The sequence below is a fragment of the Lentzea alba genome, from assembly GCF_011067745.1.
In the GTDB taxonomy this organism is placed as follows: domain Bacteria; phylum Actinomycetota; class Actinomycetes; order Mycobacteriales; family Pseudonocardiaceae; genus Lentzea; species Lentzea alba.
This window is the reverse complement of record NZ_JAAMPJ010000022.1, coordinates 1-25,598: the sequence shown is the minus strand read 5'-3', so window position 1 is coordinate 25,598 and position 25,598 is coordinate 1. Positions and strand designations below refer to the sequence as shown.

Below are 25,598 nucleotides of genomic sequence, written 5' to 3'. Positions count from 1 at the left end.
TCGGCACTGGCCCGCAGCTGATCTGAGGCGAAGAGCACGTTCAGTCCGAACGAGGGCGGGACGTGCTCTTTTCGTGGACGGGACGTGCCTGGTCGGACACGCCGCGTCGAGGTTCGAACCGCCCTTCCGGGGCCGGAAGTTAACCGGAACGGGGGCTTTACCCCGGCCATGAGTAGACTCGCGCCTCGTGATTCGTCTCGAACACGTTTCCAAGGTCTACAAGACCTCCACGCGTCCCGCGCTCGACGACGTGTCCGTCGAGATGGAGAAGGGCGAGTTCGTCTTCCTGATCGGGCCCTCGGGGTCCGGCAAGTCGACGTTCTTGCGCCTGCTGCTGCGCGAAGAGGTGCCGACCAGGGGACGCGTCTACGTCTCCAACTTCGACGTCGCCAAGATGTCGCGGCGCAGGGTCCCCCGCCTGCGTCAGTCCATCGGTTGTGTGTTCCAGGACTTCCGTCTTCTGCCCACGAAGACGGTCGCGGAGAACGTCGCCTTCGCGCTCGAGGTCATCGGCAAGCCCCGCAACACCATCGTCAAGGTGGTGCCGGAGGTGCTGCAGCTGGTCGGCCTCGACGGCAAGGAGGACCGTTTCCCCACCGAGCTGTCCGGTGGTGAGCAGCAGCGCGTCGCGATCGCCCGTGCGTTCGTGAACCGGCCGCTGGTGCTGATCGCCGACGAGCCGACCGGAAACCTGGACCCCGACACGAGCCAGGACATCATGTTGCTGCTGGAGCGGATCAACCGCACCGGCACGACCGTCATCATGGCCACCCACGACCACGGCATCGTCGACTCGATGCGCCGTCGCGTCGTCGAGTTGGCGTACGGCAAGGTCGTCCGTGATGACGCACGCGGCGTTTACGGCGTTGGCCGTTAAGCGTCCCTAGCCCCCGAACCCCAAGGAACCCCGCCCCCGATGCGTACCAGCTTCGTGTTCAGCGAGGTCGTCACCGGACTTCGCCGGAACGTCACGATGACGATCGCGATGATCCTCACGACCGCCATCTCGCTCGGGCTGCTCGGCGGTGGCCTGCTCGTCGTCCGCATGGTCGACAAGATGCAGGCCAACTACGCGGGCAAGCTCGAGGTCTCCGTGCTGCTGACGAACGACGTCAGCGCCAACGACAAGGACTGCACCCAGCAGCCGTGCGCGGGTCTGCGTTCCCAGCTCGAGCAGACCTCCGGCGTCGAGACAGTGGTGTTCCAGAACCGCGACGAGGGCTTCGAGCGCTTCAAGAAGATCTTCGAGGCGCAGCCCGAGCTGCTCAAGCTCGCGCGGCCGGAGGCCATTCCGGCGACCTTCCGCGTCAAGCTGGAGGACCCCGACCGCACCGACGTCATCAAGCAGGCCTTCGAGGGCAAGCCGGGTGTCAAGGGCGTCGACGACCAGGGCAAGTTCCTCGAGCGGTTCTTCGAGGGCCTCAACGGTCTGCGCGACGTCGCCCTGATCCTCGCGCTCATCCAGGCGTTCGCCGCGTTGCTGCTGATCTCGAACACCATCCAGGTGTCGGCGTTCACCCGCCGCGTCGAGGTCGGCATCATGCGACTGGTCGGCGCGACCCGGTGGTACACGCAGCTGCCGTTCCTCATCGAGGCGGTCGTCGCGGGCATCATCGGCTCGGTCACCGCGGTCGCCGGCCTGGTGCTGTTCAAGGCGTTCTTCCTCGACCGGATCACCAGGAACCTCACCGAGTCGGGCATCATCCCGCCGATCGGGTACCTGGACATCCTGATCGTGTCGCCGTGGCTGTTCCTCGTCGCGATCGTCATCTCGGCCACCACCGGCTACGTGACACTCCGTCTCTACGTGCGGCTTTAACCGCTCGCACGACCACGTAAAGTTGTCGCCATGGTCAAGGAACGCGGGCAGAAGGTCATCGCGTCGAACCGCAAGGCTCGGCACGACTGGGCCATTCTCGACACCTACGAGGCGGGCATTCAGCTCGTCGGCACCGAGGTGAAGAGCCTGCGCATGGGACGGGCGTCCCTCGTGGACGCCTTCGCCCAGGTCGACGACGGCGAGATCTGGTTGCACGCGCTGCACATCCCGGAGTACGTGGCGGGCACCTGGACGAACCACGAGGTCCGGCGCAAGCGCAAGCTCCTGCTGCACAAGGCGGAGATCGAACGGCTGATCGGCAAGACCAAGGAGTCCGGTCTGTCGCTCGTCCCGCTGCAGATGTACTTCAAGGACGGCTACGTCAAGGTCGAGATCGCCCTCGCCAAGGGCAAGAAGGCCTACGACAAGCGCCAGGACATCGCGAAGCGCGACGCCAACCGCGAGATCGCCAAGGCGCACGGACGGGCGTTGAAGGGCCGTTACTGATGGCACTGGTGGACGTCCACGTCCACTTCATGCCCCAGAACGTTCTCGACAAGGTCTGGGCGTACTTCGACCGCGTGCGCGAGTCCGGTGTCGACTGGTACATCCACTACCGAACGGACGAGAACGCCCGGCTCACCGCACTGCGGGAGCTGGGCGTTGTCGCGTTCGCCCCACTGCTCTACCCGCACCGGCCGGGCATGGCGCAGTGGCTGAACGAGTGGGTCGCCGACTTCGCGTCACGGGCCTCCGAGGCTGTTCCGACGGGCACGTTCTACGCGGAACCGGGTGCTGACGCGTACGTGCGCAAGGCGTTGGAAGCCGGGGCGCGCTGTTTCAAGTCACACGTCCAGGTGGGCGGGTACGACCCGCGGGACGAGCTGCTGGACGGTGTCTGGGGCCAGCTCGCGGAAGCCGGTGTGCCGGTGGTCGTGCACTGCGGCGACGGGCCGATGCCCGGTGAGTTCACGGGGCTCGGCATCTTCGAGGGAGTGCTGAAGAAGCATCCGCGGTTGACCGCGGTGATCGCGCACGCCGGGATGCCCGACTATTCGCAGGCGTTGGACCTGGTCGAGCGCTATCGGAACGTGCACGTCGACACCACGATGGTCGGCGTTCCGTTCACCGAGCAGATGGTGCCGCTGCCGGACGGCTGGGTTCAGCGCGTCGCCGGGCTGGCGGACCGGGTCGTGCTGGGCACCGACTTCCCGAACATCCCGTACCCCTACGACGTGCAGCTCGACGCCATCCGGTCGTGGGGCCTGGGCGCCGCCGCCGAGCAGGCGATCCTGCACGACAACGGCGCCCGCCTGCTTCAGCTGTCCAGGTAGGCGAGGACAGCGCGCACCCGGCGGTGCTCCGAGTTCGAAGGTTCGAGGCCGAGCTTGGCGAAGATGTTGCCGACGTGCTTCTCCACCGCGCCGTCGGACACGACGAGCGAGCCGGCGATGGCCGTGTTGGACAGTCCTTGTGCCATCAGCCCGAGCACCTCGCGTTCGCGGGGCGTCAACGAGTCGACGGGACTCTTCTTACTGCGCACCATGAGCTGCGTGATCACCTCGTGGTCGATGCTCGTGCCGCCGTCAGCGACCCGACGCACCGCGTCGACGAACTCCTTCACATCGGCTACCCGCTCCTTGAGCAGATAGCCGACTCCGCTCGCACCTCCCGCGAGGAGCTCCACGGCGTAGCGCTCCTCGACGTACTGCGACAGCACCAGCACCGGCAGCCCGGGGTAGCGGCGGCGGCACTCGATGGCCGCCCGCAGGCCCTCGTCGGTGAACGTCGGCGGCATCCGCACGTCCACCACGCACAGGTCCGGCCTGTGCTCGGTCACGGCGTCCAACAGGTCGTCGCCGTTCTCCACTGCCGCAACGGTTTCGATGCCCTCGTCGGCGAGCAACCGCTGCACGCCCACCCTCAGCAGCACCGAGTCCTCGGCGATCACCACACGCACGGCAACTCCGCTCGAATAACGGTCGGCCCACCAACGGGGCTGACGACGACAACCACACCGTCGATAGTGGCAGCCCGGTCCGCCAGACCGGCGAGTCCGCCGCCCGGCTTCAGCTCGGCGCCGCCCTGACCGTTGTCGGTGACCTCGACCAGCACCCCGGTCTCGACCCGGTTGACCCGCACGGTCGCCTTGGTGCCGTTGGAGTGCTTGGTGATGTTCGTGAGCGCTTCGCCGACGGTGAAGTACGCGGCGCTCTCCACCGATGTCGGCGGTCGCGGTTCGACGTTGACCTGGAGATCGACCTCGATCGGGACGCGTGCGGCCAGCGCACTCAGTGCCGCGTCGAGACCGCGGTCGCCGAGCACGGACGGGTAGATCCCCCGCGCCAGGTCGCGCAGCTCCTTGATGGCGAGCTTCGCGTCCGCGTGCGCCTCGGCGATCAGCGCGGCCGCACCCTCCGGATCGGAGTCCATTTTGGACTTCGCCCGGCCCAGCCCCATCGCCACCGCGACGAGCCGCTGCTGCGCGCCGTCGTGCAGGTCCCGTTCGATGCGCCGGCGTTCCGCCTCGGCCGCCTCGACGCCCCGGGCCCGGCTCGACTGCAACCGCTCCGCCTCGATCGCGAGCGCGTCGGCGCGAGTCGGCCCGAGCATCCCGCGGGCGAACCTGCCGTGCAGCACACCGAGCCACCTGGTGCCGATGACCGCGAACGGCACCAACGCCAGACCGATCACCGAGACCGGCAGCGCCGACGTGAACGAGTTGATCGTCCAGAACTCGCCCACGATCACCGCGAACGGCGCGTCGTCGATCCAGAACGGCACCGCGACGAACGCCGCCGCCACCGTCCACATCGCGAGGACGGACGCGAACTCCACCACCCCCAGCGGCAGCAGGAGCAGCAGATAACCGAAGTCGCGCCACGTCGCCGGATCGGTGAACTGGGCCTTCCACCGCTGCCACAGCGTGCCGTCCGGCCTCTCGCGGTACGGCCTGGGGATGTCCGTGCGCAACGCCGCCCCGACCCACGCCCGCTCGATCGTCGCACCACCGCGCACCACGTTCATCGCGAGCCAGAGGATCGGCAGACCGACCCACAGGACCGATGTCGCCAGCCCCACCACGACCAGCACGACGGAGAGGGTGAACCAGAAGATGCCGGTCACCAGGTTGGTCAGCAGGTAGAACCCGGCTGCGAGCGCGTTCGGTTTCCTCATGCCGTCCATCGTGTCGTTCTCGCTGGTCAGAGACCATCTGGCCAGCTAGCCGGTCAGAGGTGGGGACAGCCCTACCAGCCTCGGGAAGAACTGGTTGGCCCCACTCGTTATGCTATGCGTACCACTACAAGGGGGTGAACGGTTTCGACTGTGGACGTTGATTCAGGGGAAGCGTGCCGGTGCAGGCGAGAGACCACCGCAAGCGTCATCGCAAACCAATAAGCGCCACGTCTAACGACACGCGCACCGCTTACGCTCTTGCTGCCTGACAGCGAGTAGCGGCGGTTGTCGGCCTAGGGTTGCCTTCGACCTAGTGTCCGGCATCAGCTAGAAGGCTTACCTGCAGTCTCGGTCGCGGAGGCTGTTCGGGAAACTCACAGCGACTGGGCCTGTCACATCAGCTCGTCTGCGTGACTGATGGGGCCAAGTAGAGACAGAGCAGACTGCGCACGGAGAAGCCCTGATGAACCGCCACAGGACCCGGGTTCGATTCCCGGCACCTCCACTCGGCCGAAGGCTGCTCGGTGGCCCTGCGGGCCACCTTCGCCTGCTCGTTCCGGGTGTTTTCTGGGGGCCCAGCCCCCAGACCCCAGCCGGGGGCTTCGCCCCCGGACCCCCCGCCCGCCTCGCTGCTTCGCAGCTTGGCGGGCGTTCAGCTTGGCGGGTGTTCAGCTTGGCGGGTGTTCAGGTTGGCGGGTGTTCAGGTTGGCGGGCGTTCAGGTTGGCGGGCGTTCAGGTTGGCGGGCGTTCAGGTTGGCGGGCGTTCAGCTGGTCGGGATTACGTTGGACAGGGCGTTCAGGAAGTTTTGGGCGTCGAACATCGCGCCTGCTGAGGCCACGCCGGTTACGTTGAAACGGCCGGTTAGCAGGCGTTCTGCTGCTTCTACGGCCAGGGGTGCGGTCACGGCGTAGATGTCGCGGCCTGTGGCGGTCATGCGGCGCTCTGATGAGCCGTTGCGGACTACTACGTCCACCTCGAAGGTCTCCGCCTCCTGACGTTCCGCGCCGCTGTGCAGGCCGTCGGAGGCGCTCACCGACATGTAGGTGGTGACCGCCGGGATCGCCAGGTGGCTCGGCACGGTCACGACGTCGGCCATGGTGAACTCGGCGACGACCTCGCGCGGGCCGGACGGGAAATCCCAGGTCACGGTGGCCGGGGAGTCGGAGTGGTACTCCAGTGCGCCGTTGCGGAACCGGACACCGCGGCCGGCTCGGCGGTCGCGGGAGACCTGGCCCGCGGTGAGCGTGCCGGGGCTCGGCTGCCAGCCGCTCAGGCCGTAGGCGACGTGGGCGGAGTCGGCGGTGGTCCAGTCGCCCATCGCGGCGGTGACCATCAGGTCGCCGAGGCCGCCGAAGAACGCCATTGCGGGCACCACCGGAATCGTCGCGCCGCGGGCGACGGTGTCGGCGTTCGCCTCGATCTCGGCCGCCACGTCGACGTACGGGATGCCCGCCCGTTCGGCCGCGGCGATCAGCGGCAGGGCGGTGACCGCGAACGGGCCGGCCGCGTTGATCACGGCGTCGGCGCCCTCCAGTGCCCGGTCCAGGGCCGCCGGATCGTCCGCCGTTGCCTGGGCGCGGCCGAACGGCAGTGCCGAGAAGCCGCGCTTTTCCAGTTCTGCCACCACGAAGCGCCCCGTGAGTCCGGAAGCGCCGTACACCGCGATCTTGTGTCCCATGTGGATCATTCAACTGGTGAACCCGAGAACGGACTAGTGTCTGGAACGACACGATGCGTACAGTTTCGGACATGCTCGCGTTCGCTGTGACCGACGGGATGCTGCACTTCGAGCTGACCGCCACGTACGAGATCTTCACCGCTCCCCAGCTCGACTACCGCGTGGTTGTCTGCGGCAACGCGCCGGTGCGCGTCGGCAGGTTCACGCTGGAGCCGGATCTGCCTCTTGACCAGCTCAAACGCGCTGAAACGGTGATCGTGCCCGCGCTCGCGGACGTGGACGACCCGATCGACTTGGAGCTCGTCCAAGCGGTCCGGGAGGCGCACGAGGAGGGCGCGCGGATCGTCTCGCTGTGCACGGGCGCGTTCGTGCTCGCGGAGGCCGGGCTGCTCGACGGGCTCCGGGCGACCACGCATTGGGCGCACACCGACGTGCTGGCCGAACGGTATCCGCGGGTCGAGGTCGACCCGGACGTGCTGTACATCGACAACGGCCAGGTGATGACGAGTGCGGGCAAGGCGGCGGCGATCGACCTGAGCCTGCACCTGATCCGGAGCGATCACGGCTCCGCCACGGCCAACACCGCGGCGCGCCGGCTGGTCGTGCCGCCACACCGGGACGGCGGGCAGGCGCAGTTCGTGCTGGCGCCGGTGCCGTCCGGCGAAGGGCATCCACTCGCGGAGCTGTTCGACTGGGTCTCGGCGCGGTTCGACCAGACGATCACCGTCGAGGACCTGGCGCGGCAGGCGAACGTGAGCTCGCGCCATCTCGCCCGGCTCTTCAAGGCGGTCACGGGCACCACGCCGTTGCAGTGGCTGCACACCCAGCGGATCCGGCGCGCCCAGGAGTTGCTGGAGATGACGGACGACAGCGTCGACCAGATCGCCGAGGCGTCCGGCATGGGCACGGCCACGACGTTGCGCCGGCACTTCCACCGAACCGTTGGTGTGCCACCGGACACATACCGCCGCACGTTCCGCCCGGTTGGTGGCCGATAGGCCGGAGCTGGGGGTTTATGTTGATCGGATGAGCAACGGACAGCGCATCGGGGCGCGGGTGTTGCGGCGCAAGCCGATCGACCAGCTGACTCACCCTGGCAGCGAACTCAAGCGCACCATGGGTGTCGGCCACCTCACGATGATCAGCATCGGCGCCACGCTCGGCACCGGCATCTTCGTCGTTTTGGGGGAGGCGGTGCCGCTCGCCGGTCCCGCGATCGTGGTGTCGTTCGTCCTCGCCGGCATCACCGCGCTGTTCTCCGCGCTGTCGTACGCCGAACTCGCGGGCCTCATCCCCGCGTCCGGTTCCTCGTACTCCTACACCTACGCCACGCTCGGCGAGATCGTCGCGTGGGTGTGCGGCTGGTGTCTCGTGCTGGAGTACGGCGTCTCCGTCGCGGCGGTCGCGGTCGGGTGGGGGCAGTACGTCAACGAGTTGCTGCACCTGGTGACAGGACTGCGGATTCCGGACGTGCTGAGCCAGCCGCCGGGGGCCGGCGGGATCGTCAACGTCCCGGCCGTGCTGGTCGTGGTCATCTCGATGCTGGTCCTGCTGGGCGGTTCCAAGGGCAGTGCGCGCACGAACACGATCCTGGTGTGGGTCAAGGTCGGCGCGCTGCTGATGTTCTGCGCGGTCGCGTTCACCGCGTTCAAGGCGGGCAACCTGCAGCCGCTGTTCCCGCTGGGTCTCGCGGGCATGAGCGCCGGTGCGGCCACGTTGTTCTTCTCCTACATCGGGTTCGACGCCGCGTCGACCGCCGGCGAGGAGGCCAAGAACCCGCAGCGCGACCTGCCGCGCGCGATCATCCTGTCGCTGGTCGTGATCACCGCGCTGTACTGCGCGGTCGCGCTCGCCGCGATCGGTGCGATGCCGTGGCAGTCGTTCGAGGGCACGGAAGCCGCGTTGAGCCGGGTGCTCACCGACAACGTCAGCGGCGCGATCTGGCCGATCCTGCTGTCCATCGGCGCGGTGGTCGCCACGACCTCGGTGGTGCTGACCGTCCTCTACGGACAGACGCGCATCCTGTACGCCATGTCCCGCGACGGGTTGGTGCCGTCGGTCTTCGCGCGGCTCAGCCCGAAGACCGGCGTGCCGTTCGTGAACACGCTCGTCGTCGGTTCGTTCATCGCGGTGCTCGCCGCGCTGGTGCCGCTGGGGTCGCTGGCCGACGCGACCAGCATCGGCACGCTCTTCGCGTTCGCGCTGGTCAACGTCGCGGTGATCATCCTGCGCCGCACCGAACCGGACCGGCAGCGCAGCTTCCGGGTGCCGTTCTCGCCGGTCACGCCGCTGCTGGGGCTGGCTTTCTGCGTCTACATGATGTTCAGCCTCGGGCTCGACACGTGGATCGCGTTCCTCGCGTGGATGGTCCTCGGGTTCGTCATCTACTTCGGTTACAGCGTCAGGAAGGCACGCCTTGCGGTTCCGAGTGATCAGTGACGTGCCCGGCATCGCCCGCGTCGCGGCCTACTACGCCGCGGTGTGGGAGACGACCGAGGACGTGCTGTCCACCGAGACGTTGCACTGCATCCGGCACGCGGGCGGCGCGACCATCGGCGCGTTCGACGGCGACGAGCTGGCCGGTGCCACGACCGGGCTCTTCTGCCCGGACGGGTCGGTGTACTCGATGATCGCGGCCGCGCGGTCCGGCGTAGGGCACCCGTTGAAGCTCGCGCAGAAGGACTGGGCGGTCGGGCTCGGCGCCAGGTCGATGCGGTGGACCTACGACCCGCTGGTGGCGCGCAACGCCCGGTTCAACCTGGTGAAGCTCGGCGCGGTCGTCGCCGAGTACACGGTGGACTTCTACGGGCCGATGCGCGACGGCGTGAACGAAGGTGACGAGAGCGATCGCCTGACCGTGCAATGGGATCTCACGCGGTCTCGTGAGGCGCACGAGTCCGTGCCCTCGGGCGAGGTCACTTCGGTGGCACCGGACGGGGAACCGTTGGCGCGCACGGACGGCGAACGGATCTGGTGCCGGGTGCCACGCGACATCGTGCAGGTGCGCAAGGAGTCCGCCGCGCTGGCTCGGCAGTGGCGTGAGTCGGTGCGCGGCGTGTTCGTCGACGCTTTCGGTCAGGGTTACGCGGCCACGTCGATGTCCCGCGAGGGCTGGTACGAGTTGGAGCGCCGATGAAGATCGAGCGGATTGAGCTGCTGCACGTCGCGATTCCGCTGGTGTCGCCGTTCCGCACGTCGTTCGGGACGATGACGACCAAGGACACGTTCCTGCTGCGGGTCGTCACGGACGCCGCGGAGGGCTGGTCGGAGTTCGCGGCCGACCCGGAACCGCTGTACTGCTCGGAGTTCGTCGGAGCGGCCGAACTGGTGCTGGAGCAACATCTCGTGCCGCGGGTGACACCCGAGATCACGGCCGCGGAGGTCGCTCACCGGACCGAGGCGATCAAGGGCCACAAGCTCGCCAAGGCCGCACTGGAGACCGCGATCCTGGACGCGGAACTGCGGTCGTACGGGATGTCGATCGGGACTTTTCTGGGTGCCACGGCCTCCAAGGTGCCCGCCGGCGTCTCGGTCGGGATCAAGAACTCGATCCCCGAACTGATCGCGGACGTCGAGGGCTATCTCGCCGAGGGGTACGCCCGGATCAAGCTCAAGATCGAACCGGGCTGGGACCTCGAACCGGTGCGGGCCGTGCGCGAACGGTTCGGCTCCGACGTGTTGCTGCAGGTCGACGCGAACACCGCGTACACGCCGGCCGACGCCGAACACCTGCGCCGGCTCGACGAGTTCGACCTGCTGTTGATGGAACAGCCGCTGGAAGAGGACGACATCCGCGGCCACGCGCTGCTCGCACAACGGATCCGCACGCCCATCTGCCTCGACGAGTCGATCACTTCGGCCAAGGACGCGGCGACGGCGATCGCGCTGGACGCCTGCCGCGTGATCAACGTCAAACCGGCTCGGGTCGGCGGTTACCTGGAGGCGCGCCGGATCCACGACGTCGCGGTGGCGCACGGGATTCCGGTGTGGTGCGGCGGAATGCTGGAGACCGGCATCGGGCGCGGGCCGAACCTGGCGCTGGCCGCACTGCCGGGTTTCGTGCTGCCGGGCGACGTGTCGGCGTCGCGCCGGTACTTCGCCGAGGACGTCACCGAGCCGTTCGAACTGGAGGACGGGTTCATGCACGTGCCGACCGGTCCGGGCATCGGCGTCGACCCGATCCCGGAGACGTTGCGGCGCTTCACCACCGCGACTCGCGTGCTCTACCCCAACGACTGAAGCTCGCGCGCGAGGTTGATCCGCGCGGCGGCGTCCCACAACTGCCGTGCGGGTTCGCTCACGTAGAGGTCCTCGCGGTCGAGCAGGGTTTTCAGCACGTGGGCGCGACCCGCCCGCCACGTTTCGTCGTCATACCGCGAGTACTCCTGGCGCACGGCCTGGCGGTAGCGCTCGTAGTGCTCCGGCTCCGAGCCGAGGATCGCGAGGTCGGCGTCGAGCAACACGTGTGCGAGCGGATCGTCGGACGAGTGCGTGATCGTGGCCAGCACCAACGACTCCACGCGCGCGATGTGCTCTTCTTCCAGGCCGTGCAGGCGTTCTCGTGCCCACGCGGCTGACGCGCGTTCGTCGTCACCCGGGTTGCCGTCGTAGATCACGTCGTGCGCGCAGGCGGCCAGCGCGAGGATCGCGCGTTCTTCCGTGCTGAACGCGAACGCGTCGGCCAGCTCGGACGAGTCGCGCGCGACCGACATCACGTGGAAGGTGTTGTGGTACGAGCGATGTGGTTCGGCGTAGCGCTCCATCAGGTCGCCCGCGTCCGGTGCGCCTCCGAGCGTGCGGACCGCGTCGTCCCAGATCCGTTTCACCGCGCCAGCTCCTCCTCGACCACGTCCGCCGCGAGCGCGCTGCCGCCCGACTGGTGAATCATCCGCCGCATGTCCTTGACCCGTGCGGAAATCGCGGAATCGGACGACAGCTGACTCACCAACGAGCGCACGCCCTCCTTGGTGACGGTGTCGAGCACCACGCCCAGCCCGAGCTCCTCGACGCGCTGGCCGTTGAGCCGCTGGTCGGCCATGTGCGGCACGACGATCATGGGAACTCCGTGGTGCAGCGCCTCCATCACGCCCGCCATCCCGCCGCGCGTGACGAACACGCTGGCGTGTTCGAGCACCGCGAGCTGCGGCACTTCGTCGTGCGTTTCGACGTTCGCCGCCGGCCTGTGCACGCTGCCCCTGGTGACGAGCCGCCACGGCATCCCGCGCGCCGCGTCGGAGCACACCTGCGTGGAGGTCGTCGCCAGCACCACCGGTCGGTCGTCCGGCGGCTCCCAGGTGCCCTGGAACGCCCGTTCGGTCAAGCACGGGCCGGTGAAGGCGAACCGTTCGTCGAACGTGTCGCCCTCGGGCTGGAACTCCCTGGCGAACAAGGCGATTCTGCGTCGCGCGCCCGCGACGAACTCCGGCAGCGAGCTGCCCACGAAGCCGTGCACCCTGGTGAAGAACTTGATCGCGTCCGGGTCGAACGTGCGCGCGGGCACCACGGCGGCGCCCAGCGACCAGTGCTCGTTGCTGGTCAGAAAGCTCTCCAGCAACAGGTTCGGCACGTCCAGCCGGCGCGCGATCACACCGCCCGCCCAGGCCGCGATGTCCCACAACACGATGTCCGGCGGGTCGTCCCGGAACCCGGCCTCCAGCTGCGGCAACACCGACTCGGCCTCGACGAGGGCGAGCTGCGCGGCGACGTAGAGGGACTCCGGCAGCTCACGGGGCAGCGTCGTCTCGTACGAGATCGCCGTCGCACCGCACTCCCGGACCGCCGCGGTGAACTGGGCGGGGACCGGGCAGCTCACCCGGTGACCGCGGCGCACGAGCTCGGCGATCATCCCGAGCGCGGGGTGGACGTGCCCGCGCTCGGGCATGAGGAAGATCGCGATGTGCGCCACAGCTGAGATTAACGTTGTTCGATTCCTAATGGTTCAAAGTGCTGTTGTGATTCTGTTCAGGTTTTCTTTGTTCTATCTTTTGTCGTAAGGGCGCTCGGGCCAGTGGTGCTTGGGATACCGGCCCTTCAACTCGCTGCGCACCCGCAGGTAGCCGTTGCGCCAGAAAGACCTGAGATCGCTGGTCACGGCGGTGGGACGGCCTGCGGGGGAGAGCAGGTGCACGACCACCGGAACTCCTGCGATCTGCGGCGTGTCGGCCCACTTCATGGCGTCCTGGATGCGGACGTGGAGGGCTGGCTGGTCCTGCGTGTAGTCGACCTTGCCCTGGCCGATGCGTTCCGGGGCGAGCTGGTCGAACTCCGCCGCCTCCGGCCACGGCAGCAGGCTCCGCAGCAGCGTCGTCGTGTCGATCTTGGCCAGGTCGGAGCGCTTCTTCGCCTTGCCGAGGTCGATCGCGCGGATCAGGTTCTCGTCGTCGACGCTCGGCCAGTCGCGGGTCCGGTGCAGGAACGCCATGCGCTCGCGCAAGCGTTTGGCGGCGTCGGTCCACTTGAGCAGGCCCAGGCCTTCGGCTTCGAGGCCGAGGCGGAGTGCCTGCTGCGACTTGGCGAGGTCGTTGAGCGGACGTTCGTCGAGGGTGATCGCGCCCAGCTTGCGGACCTCGTTGGCGACGACGTCACCGGTCCACCGGATGTCGTCCTCCGTGTGCACGAGCGCCTTTGCGGCGGTGATGGCGAGTTCTTCGTCGGCAGGGGCGGCGAGGCGGACGCGGCCGTGCTTGCTGCCCGGTTCGCGGTCGGCGATCGCGATCGCCAGCCATTTGTTGTGCGAGTCGGTGTGCTCGACGGCCGTGCCGTTGGCCATCAGGTAGACGTTGCTGTTCTTGGAGCGGCGTTTCGCCAGCCGTTCCGGGTAGGCGAGTGCGACGACGAGTGCCGGGTCACCGTTGCCCGCCGGGTTGCTGCCGAGCTTCTCCAGCTTCTTGGCTTCCTTGCGCCACTTGCCAGGGGCCTTCAGCGCGGTCGCGAGGTCGCTCGTGCTGGTGTGCGTGCTGTCGTCGAGCAGTGCCACGACTTCGGCGGCGGTCCGGTTGCCGGCGAGTGCGCTGCCGTCGATGAGCGCGCGGCCGAGCCGGGGGTGCAGGCCGACGTTCGCGATGCGGTCGCGGCGGTCCGGTTCGAGTGCGCCGATGGCGTTCAGGGTTTCCTGGGCTGCTTTCAGCGCGCCCTCGGGCGGGGCGTCCCACCAGTTCAGGCTGCTGCCGTCCGGGGTGCCCCAGACCGCGAGCTCGAGGGCGAGCCTGGTCAGGTCAGCCGTTTTGATCTCGGGTTCCGGGTAACGGGGGAGCGTCGAGTGCTCGTGTTCCGGCCAGCAGCGGTAGACGCGGCCCGGGGCTTCACGTCCGGCTCGTCCGGCGCGTTGCTCGGCGACGGCCTGGGAGACGCGGATCGTGGTGAGTCCGGCGAGGCCCCTGCGGTGGTCGACCCTGGGAACGCGGGCCAGCCCGGCGTCGACGACCGCCCGGACGCCGGGGACGGTGAGGCTGGACTCGGCGATGCTGGTGGCGAGCACGACTCGTTGGTGCTGACCGGGTTTGAGGGCGGCGTCCTGGGTCTGGGCGTTGAGCTGGCCGTGCAGGATCACGGTTTCCGCGTTGAGCAGGCTCGCCGTGCGGTTGATCTCCTTGACGCCCGGCAGGAACGCGAGCACGTCGCCGTCCACTTCGGACAGAGCCTTGTTGATGGCTCTGGCGACCGTGTTCTCGATGTGCTCGTTGCGTGCGGGTGGGACGTACGTGATCGCCGTCGGGTACATGCGCGACTCGGTGTGCAGGACCGGTGCGTTGAGCAGGTCGGAGAGTCGTTGCGCGGCAACGGTTGCGGAGGTCGCGAGGAGTTTCAGGTCCGGGCGCAGGCCCGCCTTGGCGTCCAGCAGGAGCGTGAGGAGCAGATCAGCGTCGAGGTGACGTTCGTGGCACTCGTCGAGCAGGACGGTGCCGACGCCCTTGAGGTCCTGGTCGTGCTGAAGCCTGCGGACGAGCAGACCGCTGGTCACGACCTCGATGCGGGTGTGCTTGCTGGTCTTGCGGTCGCCCCTGACCGAATAGCCGACGGTGTGGCCCACGGGTTCGTTCAGGAGGCTCGCCATGCGTGCGGCGGCGGCGCGGGCGGCGATCCGGCGCGGTTCGGCGACCACGACTTTGCCGGGCAGGGCCAGCGGGACGAGCGTCGTCTTGCCGGTGCCGGGAGGTGCGACGAGCACCGCCGCGCCGTGGTCCTCGAGGGTTTTGAGGAGCTCGGGCAGAACGGACTTCACCGGGAGATCGGGCAGGTGCACGCCGATGAGTGTGTCAGGGTGGAGGTCATGGGGATTCTTGGTGTGGTGTCCGGGACGCTGTCCACACTGCGATCCGCGCGGAACGTCGCGCAGTGGAAGCACGTGTCCGAGGTGTCTTCCGCTTCCGCGGTCGCCTCGGTCTTGGCGGTCGTACCGGCGCGCAACGAGGAAGCCGCGTTGCCGGCATTGCTGTCCGGGTTGGTCGGTCAGCCGGGTGTGCGCGTCGTGGTGGTGGACGACGCTTCTGGGGATGCGACGGCCGCTGTCGCGCGTTCGTGCGGGGCTGAGGTGATCTCGTCGTCCGGCCCGGCTGACGGTTGGGCAGGCAAGACGCACGCGATGCACCTCGGGGTGGAGGCCGCCCGGGACGAGGAGTGGCTGCTGTTCGTGGACGCGGACGTGACCGTCGCGCCTGATCTGGTGGGGCGGCTGGTGGCGTCGGCCGGTGAGCTGGGCGCGGATCTCGTGTCGTCGTCGGGGCGGGGGACCGGGCCGGCGTGGTGGTTCCTGCTGCCCGCGTTCAACACGCTGGTGTTCGAGGGCTCGCCGCCGGACGGTCGTGGTGCGACGGCGCTCGCGGTCGGGCATTGCATCCTCGTGCGGCGGGCTGTTTTCGAGGCGGACGGCGGGTGGCCCGCGCTGGCCTCGACGCACGCTGACGACGTGGGCCTGGCCACGTTGATCAGGGACTCCGGCGGGGTCGTGCGGTTCCTCGACGCGACGGCGCTGCTGACGACGTCCGGCCTGGATTCGTTCGGCGACACGTGGCGGTCGTTGCGCAAGAGCATCCAGCCGTCGATGCGGGAGATGTTCGGGCCGTGGGGGCGCGTGTTGTTGGTGGTCGCCGGGCTGCTGCACCTGGCGTACGGGCTGATACCGGTGTTGCGGTGGCGTTCGCCGTGGTCGTGGCTTGCGTGGTTCGCGCAGGCCGTGTCGCACCGTGAGTTCGTGCGGCGGGTCGGTGCACCTCAAGTGTCGGCTGTGCTGGCGCCTCTCTCGTGGGCGACGATTGGCGTGTTCCTGCTGGACTGCGCGTTGCGTCCAGGTGCGTCGTGGAAGGGCCGTCGAGTTGGTTGACCCGTTGCGTGATCCGGACGACCCGGAGTTGCTGGACCCGTACCAGTCGCGGTCCCTCGCGATCCTGGTGGAAGGGGCGCGGCTCGCGTCCGGTGCGGTGCGGTACGGCAAAGTCGGCAAGGTCGGCTCGGCCGCGGTGGTGATCAACCGCGAGAACCCGCTGCCCGCCGGGAACTTCGGCTGCGCGCTGGACGGGTCGTCGGTCGAGGTCGCGTCGACGCTGCTGCAACTGGAGCACACGTTCGCTGCGGTGGGGCGGGCGGAGGCGGTGGTGTACGCGTCGCCGACGACCGTGGACGAGATCGAGGGGATCGCCGACGACTCCGGCTGGTACGCGGTCGAGGAGCTCCAGACCGTGGTGCACCGCGGGCCCGCTTCCGTGGCCGCGGAGGTTCGGCCGGCTGTCGACGCTGATCTGCCCGGGATCGTCGAGCTGCTGTCGGACGAGCTGGTGGGAAACCGGGAGCGACTGGGGCGGTGGCTCGGGCATCGATTGGACGACCCGCGTTGTTTGTTGATGGTGGTGGACGACGGCGACCGGATCGGCGGGTTCGTGTCGGGGTTCGCTGAACGCGGTGTGGGCTTGGTCGAGCAGTGTGTCGTGCGTCCGGCGCGACGGCGTCGTGGCGTCGGACGGTCGTTGGTGGTGTCTGCTGCTGCGGCCCTGCGGTCTGGCGGTGCGATGTTGATTGCTTCGCAGGTAGACGAGGGTCCGGGGGAGCGGTTCGCGGAGGCGTGCGGCTTCGTGGCGGCGTATCCGGTGACGGCATATGTACGCAGAGTGGATGAGCTGCTCGATTGAATTACTTAGTTGCCGCGTGACATATCCTTAGCAGGGCTAAAGGAGGCTTTGTTGCGCGAGCGGTTGCCGGTCGAGGTGTGGGTTCTGGTCGCGGCGAGCTTCATCATCGCCGTGGGGTTCGGGATCGTGGCGCCAGTGCTGCCGGTGTTCGCGGCGGAGTTCGGTGTCGGGCACACCGCCGTGGCGGCGCTGATCAGCGTTTTCGCTTTGGTCCGGCTGGCGTTCGCGCCGGTCAGCGGCGTGCTGGTGAACAAGTTCGGGGAGCCGCGGGTCTACATCGTCGGCATCCTGATCGTGGCTTTCGGCACGGCCATGGCCGGGTTCTCCGGCAGTTATGTCGAGATGGTGCTGTGGCGTGCGCTGGCCGGTGTCGGGTCGACGATGTTCACGGTCGCCGCGCTCGGGTTGCTGATCCGGATCACCCCGGCGCCGATGCGCGGCCGCGCGTCCGGGCTGTGGGCGGCTGGCTTCCTCATCGGCAACATCGCCGGTCCGATCGTCGGTGCTGTCTTGGTGCCGCTCGGGCTCTGGGTGCCGTTCGTGTCGTACGGCGTGTTGCTGTGCCTCGCCGCGTTCGTGGTCTGGATCTTCTTGCGGCGCTCGGAGCTGGCCGCGCTGGACAAGTCCAACAGCGAAGGCCACATGCCGCTGGTCGAGGCTCTGCGGCACCGGGCCTATCACGCCGCGCTGGCGTCCGGGTTCGCCAACGGCTGGGCCGTCTTCGGCGTGCGCATCTCGTTGGTGCCGGTGTTCGTGGTCGAGGCGCTGAAGCAGAGCGCGACCCTGGCCGGCCTGTCGATGTCGGTGTTCGCGGCCGGCAACGCGGCGATGCTGTTCCTGTCCGGCAAGGTCGCGGACACGTGGGGCCGCAAGCCGGTCGCCATCGCCGGTCTGGTGATCAGCGGCCTGGCCACGATCTGGATGGGCTTCACCAGCGGCATCTGGGACTTCATGGCCGCCTCGATCGTCGCGGGCATGGGCGCGGGCCTGCTGAACCCGCCGCAGAACGCCGTGGTGGCCGACGTGATCGGCACCCGCGGCAAGGGCGGTCCGGTGCTCGCCGGTTTCCAGATGGTGACCGACCTGGGCGCCATCATCGGCCCGATCTCCGCAGGCGTGCTCGCCGACGCGTTCGGTTTCGAAGCCTCGTTCGCCGTCACCGGCGCCGCACTGCTGCTGGCCGTCGGCTTCTGGTTCCTCGCCCCCGAGACCCTGCCCACCCACGAGGAGGAACACACGGCCTCGTCCGTCGCGCCGGAGTGCGGCTGCCTCGACGAAAGCGCCGAGGTCCCGACCGGCGAACGCGTGGGCGGCAAGCCACGCCACCCAGAAGCGTGATCGCCCACTCAGCTTTCTTTTAGTTTGTGTCGCTACCCTCGTCGCCGTGGGTGGAGCAGAGCGCAGTGCGCGGAAGAAGAAGCAGGCCGCGCGTGCGGTGACCCAGGCCCGTAGCTCGGGCGGTTCGGACCGCACCAAGGTGATCGCGGGCATCGCCGTAGTGGCCGTGCTGGCCGTCGCGGTGATCGGCTACGTCGTGTTCCAGCAGATGAAGCCGTCCACGACCGGCACGGAGGCGATCCCCCTAGCCCCCGCCGACCACACGATCTCGGCACCCGCGGTCCGCGACGGCAGCACCGTGCTGGTCGGCAAGGATTCGGCTTCCGTCACGGTGGACGTCTACGAGGACTTCCTCTGCCCGATCTGCGGCACGTTCGAGAAGACCTACGGCTCCTCGATCAAGCAGGCCGTTGAGGACGGCAAGGTGAAGGTCCGCTACCACATCCTGCCGATGCTGAACCGCCTCTCCAGCCCAGAGGGCTACTCGACCGAGTCGGCCAACGCCGCCCTGTGCGTGGCGGACGACGGCAAGTTCAACGCCTTCCACGCGGCGCTGTTCAACACGCAGCCCGAGGAAGGCGACGCCGGCTACACCAAGGACCAGCTCATCAAGCTGGGCAAGGAAGTCGGCGTCACTTCGGCTTCCTTCGAGTCGTGCGTGCAGAACCAGACCTACAAGTCGCAACTCGACGACCTGATGTCGAAGACCAGCAACGACCCGGCTCTCCGCGACGCCGAGACGGGCCGCTTCCGCGGCACGCCCAGCGTCGCTTCTGGCGGCAAGCTCGTCGACCTCGACAACAAGAACTGGCTCTCCGACCTGACTAAGTGAGTCCGTCGATCGGCGCCTGGCCCTGAGTCCATCGGGCCAGGCGTTGTGCTTTTCCTTGTTCCGTCCGCGGCAGCTTGCCCGTTTCGAGCACGTGGACCTGACACGTGATGCCGAGGCGTTCCTTGAGCTTGCCTGTCAGTTCTTGGCGGATGTCCTGTGTGGACTCAACCGCCACGTGCAGTTGCGCCGTGGTCGTGCGCCGGTCCTCGACGATCAGGTAGTGCGGACTCGCGAGTTCGAGCACGACCGCCTCGATCTCCGTGGGGAACACGTTGACACCCCGGACGACGAGCATGTCGTCCTTGCGCCCCTTGAGCTTGCTCATCCTTCTGAACGTCCGCAGGCCCGTTGGTTCGTGGAGGCTGGCGATGTCGCCCGTGCGGTAGCGGAGCAGCGGCATACCGGTCTTGGTGAGCGTGGTGAAGATGAGCTCGCCGTCCTCGGTCTCGGGGTAGAAGTGGTCCTCCGCGATGTTGAGAAGCCCTTCGGAGTCAAGGGATTCGCACGCCACACCAGGACCGATCACTTCGGATAGCCCGTAGATGTCCAGCGCCTTGATGTTCAGCCGTCGCTCGATCTCCTGCCGCATCTCCTCAGTCCACGGCTCGGCACCGAAGACGCCGACCCGGAGGCTGGTTTCTTTCAGGTCGTCCGCGAGCCTCAGCGCATATGACGGCGTGCAGCACAGGACGTCCGGCTTCAGGTCCTCGATGAGCCTGACCTGCCGCTCCGTCATGCCACCCGACATGGGGACGACGGTGGCCTTCAACTTGAGTGCACCGTGGTGCACCCCGAGCCCACCCGTGAAAAGCCCGTAGCCGTACGCGTTGTGGATGGTCGATCGCTGAGTAGCTCCCGCGCCCTTCAGCGCCCTGGCCATGACCTCGGCCCAGACCTCGATGTCGTTGGCGGTGTAGGGAATGAGCGTCGGCCTGCCCCCGGTTCCTGAGGACCCGTGCACGCAGACGACGTCCTCCGGCGGCGCAATCCGCAACCCGAACGGGTAGTGGTCCCACAGGTGCTGCTTGGTGATCGTCGGCAGCAGGTGGATCTCGTCGAGGCTGACATCTGTGCCGCGCGTCACTCCAAGATCCCTGAGCCGCGCACCCTGGAAGTTGTCGGTGCTGAGCAGCCTGTCGACAAGCCCTCGCAGCCGCTGTTCCTGCAGCTCGCGACGGGCCTCGGGGTCCATGCACTCGATCTTCGGGTCGAACGGCGCTCCGGCGGTCATCACCCGGTCCTACCAGGCCGAATGCGCTTTGGATACCCCCGATTTTTATCTCGTGGACCTCTTGATGTACGGTATTGCCACACGAGAACGACAGGGAAACCTGGCGGGAACGTGGACCTTCAAGGGGCTGTGGCGCAGCTGGTAGCGCATCACACTGGCAGTGTGAGGGTCAGGGGTTCGAGTCCCCTCAGCTCCACTTGAATTGAGAGCCCGTCTGATCTAGCGATTGTCGCTGGTCAGGCGGGTTTCTTGCTGTCCTGGCTCTGATCTTCGGTGATCGTGTTGTCCTGCCCCTATGGAGCAGTTCTGGAGCAGCAATCTCCGGCTTGATCGGCGTGCAGATCGCTGGACTGGGTGATCGTTGCGCCCCTCTCGCCAACGGGGTGAGGGTCGCCGTGTTGGCTATGCGGCAACAGGGCCGGAGGGTCGTCGTGCGACTGGTTCTGGTGCCCGTGGGTGTGCTTTGACGGTTGCATTGGCTTTGTGTCATCTGGGAGTAGACCTCGGTGACGCGGTTGGTAGGTGGTGGCCGATGCTCGTCAAACCGTAGAAGAAGGTGTGGTGTGTCGTACCTGGTCGTGTTCGACAGCAAGACCTGGCACGTCGACGCGGACGTGCTGCGCGACTCACTGCGGGAGGAGTGGCCGGCTGTCGAGATGCAGCCGCCGACCCCACACATCGTGAGCGAGGTCCGGGACGTGCACTGGTTCTACCGGACCGAAGACGCCGTCGTCGAGGCGTACACGGCCAAGGACGGCACCTGTCTCTACCTGATGGGCGACCTCGACCTGGTGGTGAAGTTCGCCATCTGGTACCGGAAACTCGTGACGGCGGACATCGACGTGATCTTCTGCGACGAGGGGTACAACTTCGACGGCGTGGTCACGCTGGACTCGACCGAGGAGGATCTGGTCGAGATGGCTCGATGAGCGGATCGCACGGTTGCGCGACGGAGGTGCTGAACTGCATCCTTGACGACCTCGCTCTCTACCCGCTGGACGCGATGCAGATCAACTCGAGCAGGTCGACGCCGTCACGGTGCGTCTGTCGAAGTCGTTCTGGCGCAGGTGCACCGAGTTGCGCAGTGCCGCAGTTGGTCGGTGGCTGCTGGCACTTGGGCGCGCGCCTTGGCCCAAGGACGCGCTGCCTCGCTTGGAGCTCGTTCGCCTGGGTGGAGGCCGGTTTCGGCTCATCGTGCCGTCGTGACCTGCCCACATGCCGTCGACGCTTGGTGATGCTGATGGCGAGTCTCGCACTGTTTGTGCTGGAGCAGCACCAGGAACGGATCGTCATCGAACGGCACTCAACAGCGCTGAACGGCGGCTAGTTGCGCTGGAGTTGTTGGGGTTCTGGTGTTTGTGCTGGTAGGAGTCCTTTGTGGACCGCTGGCAGTGTGACGTTCAGGGGTTCGAGTCCCCTCAGCTCCACTTGAAATAGAGCCCGTCTGATCGAGTGGTTTCCGCTGGTCAGGCGGGTTTCTTGCTGTTCTGGCCCTGATCTTCGGTGATCGTGTCGTGCTGCCCCTATGGAGCAGTTCTGGAGCAGTGATCTCTGGCTTGATCGGTGTCCTGGTCGCTGGACTGGGTGATCGTCGCGCCCTTCCCACTAACGGTGTGAGGGGGCAGGAGGATTGGTTACGCCGCAAGTGGTCCGGAGACGTGGCGCTGTGATGGTTCCGGTGCGTCTGGTGTGCTCGGATGTTCAGGTCAGCTTCGTGTCAGCGGTATTGGAGGTCGTTGAGGAGTCGGAGTTCGACTTCGGGTGCGATGTGGGATAGACCTCCGGTGACGCGGTTGGGCAAAGGGTGACCGAGTCGTCGTGCTTGGGCGATCTCGGGGCGCCGCCGGAGATCAGCCATGTCTTGTGGCTGAGCCGCAACCCGTGAAGCGTCAGTCCTGGCCGGATCGGCACCGTGCGGACGCCTGATCGAGGGCGTCCTTCGTTGCCGTTGACCGCGGGTTTGAGTACCCGTCGAATGAAGGGTGCTGCGCCACAGCCATGTTCCGCCTTCTGCGGTGAACACGAACTCGTTGTCGTGCCGGTCGAAATGATTGCGCAGCATGGTGATGAGGAACGGCGGAAGTGTGATGGTACGGGCGGACGAAGCCGTCTTGGGTGAGCCGAGCCACCGCGTGTGTGCACTTTCGTGCAGTGCCCCGGTGCGCGGGTCGATGATGAGGACGCTGCGGTCGAGGTCGATGTTGTCTCGTCGTAGGCCGGTGGGTTCGCCCCAGCGGCATCCGGTCCACGCGGCGGTGATGATGAGCAGGCCGGCTATGTCGTCGTCGAGGGCGGCGGCCTGTTCGGCGATGCGGAGGATCTCGGTGGGGGTGGCCCCAGACGCGTTCGCGTTCGAGGCGGTGGCTGCGTCGTGAGGATCATCGAGAGCACTTTGACGATGGTCGCGACTGTCGTGTTGGAATAACCGAGCTGACGTAGATCGCTGATCCACTTGTTCACGCCGAGTGCGGTGATGGCGTTGAGCGGTGTGGCGCCCAGCGGAGCAGGATGTGGCAGCGCAGGACGCTGCGGTAGTTGTCGATCGTGCGCGGGTTCAGGTCCAGCGCGGCGAACCAGGTCGTGACCCATTCCGCGACGGTGGTGCGGCCGCGGGTCGGGTCGAACCAGGTGTTGCGGCGTTGGTCGGATTCGATGTCGGCGGCGTAGTTGTCGGCGGCGCCGGTGGTGACGCCGGAGCGAGGCAGTGCGGCCGTCCCCGGTCCGGTAGCGGACTCGCCAGGACTGCGTACCGATCTGTTCTGCCCAAGCCATTACGACTTCCTGTGGTCGGCTGAGTGGTGTCGTGTTTGTTGTGCGCTTGTGGTGCTCAGAGCGCACGCCGAGCGGTGCCTTCGGGCCCCAGGTGCTACCTCCGGTAGTACGTCGTGTGCTCGCTGTCACCCGTTCGGCCTCATTGCCATTCGCTATCTGGGCAGGCAGACTCCTGCGCCGAGGGTGGCGTTCGCGTGTTGTCGGGGGACATGCGCGATACGGGGGGCTTTTCTTGACACGCGTCGGGGTGACGCAGGGCTTGTTCCTGCGCGCGTTCTTGTCGTTCACAGTCGTATTCACGTTCGTCGTCGTACCGGCAAGGGCGGCTGATCCGGAGTGTGTTGACGCGCAGCCGACTGCGGCGGCGGCCGATGAGATGGCGGCGCGTTGTGATCGCCGGGTCGAGATCGGTGATCGTCGGTCGGAGAACTCGCAGTCGTTCGCGAAGCCTGATGGTGGTTATACGACGGAGAGTTCGGTGGAGCCGCGCTGGTCGCGCCGGCCGGACGGTTCCTGGGCCGCGATCAATGTGGAGTTGCAGTTCACCGGTAGCGCGGTGACGCCGAAGGCCGCGGCGTTGCCGCTGGTGTTCTCCGACGGCGGCGCTGAACCTGCGGCGGTGCTGCGGGACGGTGATCGCGAGTTGTCGATCACATGGCCGCTCGGTGAGCTGCCGAAGCCGACGCTGTTGGGTCCGAATGCGACGTACGCTGAGGTTCTGCCGGGTGTCGACCTGCGGCTGACTGCGACGGCTCGGGGGTTTTCCGAGTTGTTGATCGTGAAGAACCGAACTGCGGCGCAGAGCGAGAAGCTGGCGCAGGTGAAGTTCGGGTTCGCGACGAAGAACGTGACGGCGGCATCCAACGGCGCGGGTGGTCTGGACGCGAAGGATGCGCAGGGCAATGTTGTCTTCGCGTCGCCGACGCCGTTGATGTGGGAGTCCGCGGCGACGACGGTGCCGTTGAAGGCCGCGGTTGATCCGCCGCGGCCGCCGCGTCAGGTCACGATGCCCGTCTCGGTGGCCAATGGTGAGCTGACCGTGACGCCGGACGCGGCGATGATGTCGGATACGTCGACTCGGTTCCCGTTGTACATCGATCCGTCGTGGACGGGACGTATCTACAACGGCCAGTGGGTGCTGGTCACGAACAAGACGGACATGGCGAATCAGGGGTTCTGGCAGGGCGGTTTCCTGCAGGAGGCCGACAAGAAGGGCGCGGTTGGCACCGGGCTGATCTGCGACTATCCCGATTCGATGGGCGGGTGTCTGCAGGGTACGACCTACAACGTCCGGTCGTATTTCAAGATGGACACCAGTCACGTCAAGGGCAGGAAGATCAACGGGGCGTCGTTCCGGATCCAGCAGATGTGGGCGTCGCACTGCAACGACGGTGGTTCGAACGCGATTGCGCGGTGGACCAACGACATCGATGGCTCCACGACGTGGAACAACCAGCCGGGCTGGATGGGGGATGAGTGGGCGGCCTCGGTGCCCGCGAACCACAAGTACACCCAGGAGCACAACTGCGCGGGCACCGGTGATGTCGAGTTCGACATCGGAGGAGTCGTACAGGCCGCGGCCAACAACAACCGCGATGTCATCACTCTTGTGCTGCATGTGGGCAACGAGAACAACACGGCCCAGTGGAAGCGGTTCAACGCCATCACACCGATCCTGGCGATTGACTACAACACTCCGCCGGACGCACCGGATGGTCTGACGTCCGACCTCAAGGGGTGCACGACCAGCTCGTTCGTGCCGACCGTGACGCCGACGCTGCGTGCCCGTGTCAACGACAGGGACGGTGATCCGGCGCTGCAGGCCCGGTTCGAGTGGGCGCGTGTTCGTGAGGATGGCAGCTATACCCCGGTCTCTGGGGTGCGTGACACCTATCCGTGGGGCAGCAACACCACCGCACAGACCACGATCCCGACGCCGCCGAAACTGGACGACGGTGTGTTGGACCGGTCCGAAACCCTGGTCGCCACGGGGGATTGGGACAACGACGGCCATCCGGACGTGCTGGCCCGCGACAGTGGCGGCTACCTGTACCTGTTCCCCGGCAACGGAACGGTGCTCCGTGCCCGCGTCCTGCTCAGCGGCGGCTGGCAGGACTACACCTTCGCCGGCATGGCCGATTGGGACAATGACGGCAAGAAAGACATCATCGCCCGCCACGACCTGACCGGTGAACTGCACATGTTCGCCGGCAACGGTGTGCGCGCGATGCTGACCGAGACCTCACCCGCCAAGATCGGGTTTGGTTTCGGTGGCTACCAGTTGGCGGGCTTGGCTGACTTCGACAAGGACACTAAGCAGGATCTGATCGCCAGGGACGGCAGCGGCGAGCTGTGGCTGTATCCCGGGGAAGGCATTCGGTCGGTGTCGACTCAGGTACGTGCTCGCATCGGTGGTGGTTTCGGCCCGTACACCGTCTACGGGATCATCGACCGCACCGGTGACGGCGCCCCGGACATCATCGCTGAGTACGACAATCGGCTGGGTCTGCTGCACCGTTAGGTGACAGTGGTAGTCACGCAGCCTGGCTGGCTGGCGTGGACATGATTACTTCGTATTCGATAGGGGTCAACCGGCCGAGAGCAACCTGGCGCCTGCGACGGTGGTAGG

The 25,598-nt window shown here is 67.2% G+C and carries 22 protein-coding genes, 1 tRNA gene and 1 other RNA gene; 16 read left to right on the top strand and 8 right to left on the bottom strand.

Annotation, left to right across the window (positions count from 1 at the left end; translation table 11 throughout):
* Positions 1–187: 187 nt before the first annotated feature.
* The 4 genes from ftsE to G7043_RS46650 are packed head-to-tail and all read left to right on the top strand — an operon-like array spanning position 188 to position 3,153.
* Entirely contained in the window at positions 188–877 is a 690-nt protein-coding gene (ftsE, locus tag G7043_RS46665; RefSeq protein ID WP_086666930.1) for a cell division ATP-binding protein FtsE, read from the top strand.
* A 39-nt stretch (positions 878–916) separates the two neighbouring features.
* Complete coding sequence (gene ftsX / locus G7043_RS46660) at positions 917–1,819, top strand: permease-like cell division protein FtsX (protein WP_086666931.1); 903 nt, start codon at positions 917–919, stop codon at positions 1,817–1,819.
* A 30-nt stretch (positions 1,820–1,849) separates the two neighbouring features.
* A complete protein-coding gene (smpB, locus tag G7043_RS46655; RefSeq protein WP_045311206.1) occupies positions 1,850–2,326 on the top strand; it encodes an SsrA-binding protein SmpB in 477 nt (158 codons plus the stop codon).
* Positions 2,326–3,153 carry an amidohydrolase family protein gene (locus tag G7043_RS46650; RefSeq protein ID WP_166056108.1) on the top strand — a complete coding sequence of 276 codons (828 nt, stop codon included), beginning with the start codon at positions 2,326–2,328 and terminating at the stop codon, positions 3,151–3,153. Before smpB ends, G7043_RS46650 begins: the two co-directional genes overlap by 1 nt.
* Here G7043_RS46650 and G7043_RS46645 read toward each other — a convergent pair.
* Positions 3,138–3,779 carry a response regulator transcription factor gene (locus G7043_RS46645; RefSeq protein WP_166056105.1) on the bottom strand — a complete coding sequence of 214 codons (642 nt, stop codon included), beginning with the start codon at positions 3,777–3,779 and terminating at the stop codon, positions 3,138–3,140. The two genes, G7043_RS46650 and G7043_RS46645, sit on opposite strands and share 16 nt — an antisense overlap.
* A complete protein-coding gene (locus G7043_RS46640) occupies positions 3,767–5,005 on the bottom strand; it encodes a sensor histidine kinase (RefSeq protein ID WP_390829828.1) in 1,239 nt (412 codons plus the stop codon). Before G7043_RS46640 ends, G7043_RS46645 begins: the two co-directional genes overlap by 13 nt.
* Positions 5,006–5,126: 121 nt before the next feature.
* On the opposite strand from G7043_RS46640, the gene ssrA reads away from it, so the two are divergent.
* Positions 5,127–5,504, top strand: a transfer-messenger RNA (tmRNA) gene (gene ssrA / locus G7043_RS46635).
* 256 nt (positions 5,505–5,760) lie between these two features.
* Here ssrA and G7043_RS46630 read toward each other — a convergent pair.
* A complete protein-coding gene (locus G7043_RS46630) occupies positions 5,761–6,675 on the bottom strand; it encodes a saccharopine dehydrogenase NADP-binding domain-containing protein (RefSeq protein ID WP_166056102.1) in 915 nt (304 codons plus the stop codon).
* A 53-nt stretch (positions 6,676–6,728) separates the two neighbouring features.
* Between G7043_RS46630 and G7043_RS46625 the strand changes: the two genes are divergently transcribed.
* From G7043_RS46625 to menC, 4 genes are read left to right on the top strand one after another with little or no spacing between them, the layout of a single operon-like run.
* Positions 6,729–7,673, top strand: coding sequence for a GlxA family transcriptional regulator (locus G7043_RS46625; RefSeq protein ID WP_166056100.1), 945 nt, complete (start codon positions 6,729–6,731; stop codon positions 7,671–7,673).
* A 28-nt stretch (positions 7,674–7,701) separates the two neighbouring features.
* Positions 7,702–9,114, top strand: a complete 1,413-nt coding sequence (locus G7043_RS46620) for an amino acid permease (RefSeq protein WP_166056097.1) — start codon at positions 7,702–7,704, stop codon at positions 9,112–9,114.
* Positions 9,092–9,811, top strand: a complete 720-nt coding sequence (locus tag G7043_RS46615) for a chorismate synthase (protein WP_166056095.1) — start codon at positions 9,092–9,094, stop codon at positions 9,809–9,811. Before G7043_RS46620 ends, G7043_RS46615 begins: the two co-directional genes overlap by 23 nt.
* Entirely contained in the window at positions 9,808–10,914 is a 1,107-nt protein-coding gene (gene menC / locus G7043_RS46610) for an o-succinylbenzoate synthase (RefSeq protein ID WP_166056092.1), read from the top strand. Before G7043_RS46615 ends, menC begins: the two co-directional genes overlap by 4 nt.
* Here the strand turns inward: menC and G7043_RS46605 are convergent.
* From G7043_RS46605 to hrpB, 3 genes are all read right to left on the bottom strand, one after another.
* Positions 10,899–11,501, bottom strand: coding sequence for an HD domain-containing protein (locus G7043_RS46605; protein WP_166056090.1), 603 nt, complete (start codon positions 11,499–11,501; stop codon positions 10,899–10,901). The two genes, menC and G7043_RS46605, sit on opposite strands and share 16 nt — an antisense overlap.
* Positions 11,498–12,580, bottom strand: a complete 1,083-nt coding sequence (locus tag G7043_RS46600; RefSeq protein WP_166056087.1) for a macrolide family glycosyltransferase — start codon at positions 12,578–12,580, stop codon at positions 11,498–11,500. Before G7043_RS46600 ends, G7043_RS46605 begins: the two co-directional genes overlap by 4 nt.
* A gap of 72 nt (positions 12,581–12,652) precedes the next feature.
* Positions 12,653–14,917, bottom strand: a complete 2,265-nt coding sequence (gene hrpB / locus G7043_RS46595; RefSeq protein ID WP_166056085.1) for an ATP-dependent helicase HrpB — start codon at positions 14,915–14,917, stop codon at positions 12,653–12,655.
* A gap of 27 nt (positions 14,918–14,944) precedes the next feature.
* On the opposite strand from hrpB, the gene G7043_RS46590 reads away from it, so the two are divergent.
* Genes G7043_RS46590 through G7043_RS46575 form a run of 4 tightly spaced genes read left to right on the top strand, consistent with a single transcriptional unit; the run spans position 14,945 to position 18,966 of the window.
* Positions 14,945–15,994: a glycosyltransferase gene (locus G7043_RS46590; RefSeq protein ID WP_166056083.1), complete on the top strand. Its 1,050-nt coding sequence runs from the start codon at positions 14,945–14,947 to the stop codon at positions 15,992–15,994.
* 4 nt (positions 15,995–15,998) lie between these two features.
* Complete coding sequence (locus G7043_RS46585; RefSeq protein ID WP_242643462.1) at positions 15,999–16,796, top strand: GNAT family N-acetyltransferase; 798 nt, start codon at positions 15,999–16,001, stop codon at positions 16,794–16,796.
* A gap of 51 nt (positions 16,797–16,847) precedes the next feature.
* Positions 16,848–18,134 (top strand): MFS transporter, encoded by a 1,287-nt coding sequence (locus tag G7043_RS46580; protein WP_242643461.1) that lies wholly within the window; start codon positions 16,848–16,850, stop codon positions 18,132–18,134.
* 46 nt (positions 18,135–18,180) lie between these two features.
* On the top strand, positions 18,181–18,966 hold the full coding sequence (locus G7043_RS46575) for a DsbA family protein (protein WP_166056079.1): 786 nt from the start codon (positions 18,181–18,183) through the stop codon (positions 18,964–18,966).
* Here the strand turns inward: G7043_RS46575 and G7043_RS46570 are convergent.
* Complete coding sequence (locus G7043_RS46570) at positions 18,959–20,197, bottom strand: phenylacetate--CoA ligase family protein (RefSeq protein WP_242643460.1); 1,239 nt, start codon at positions 20,195–20,197, stop codon at positions 18,959–18,961. The two genes, G7043_RS46575 and G7043_RS46570, sit on opposite strands and share 8 nt — an antisense overlap.
* Positions 20,198–20,320: 123 nt before the next feature.
* Here G7043_RS46570 and G7043_RS46565 point away from each other — a divergent pair.
* Positions 20,321–20,393 (top strand) — tRNA-Ala (locus tag G7043_RS46565).
* A gap of 367 nt (positions 20,394–20,760) precedes the next feature.
* Positions 20,761–21,126, top strand: a complete 366-nt coding sequence (locus G7043_RS46560; RefSeq protein WP_166056077.1) for a hypothetical protein — start codon at positions 20,761–20,763, stop codon at positions 21,124–21,126.
* 788 nt (positions 21,127–21,914) lie between these two features.
* On the opposite strand, the gene G7043_RS46555 is transcribed toward G7043_RS46560, so the two are convergent.
* Positions 21,915–22,649: a hypothetical protein gene (locus G7043_RS46555; protein ID WP_166056075.1), complete on the bottom strand. Its 735-nt coding sequence runs from the start codon at positions 22,647–22,649 to the stop codon at positions 21,915–21,917.
* A 435-nt stretch (positions 22,650–23,084) separates the two neighbouring features.
* Here G7043_RS46555 and G7043_RS50290 point away from each other — a divergent pair, with 435 nt between their 5' ends.
* The gene (locus tag G7043_RS50290; RefSeq protein WP_166056073.1) at positions 23,085–25,490 is read left to right on the top strand and encodes an FG-GAP-like repeat-containing protein; all 2,406 of its coding nucleotides are present in this window, start codon (positions 23,085–23,087) and stop codon (positions 25,488–25,490) included.
* Positions 25,491–25,598: the final 108 nt, after the last annotated feature.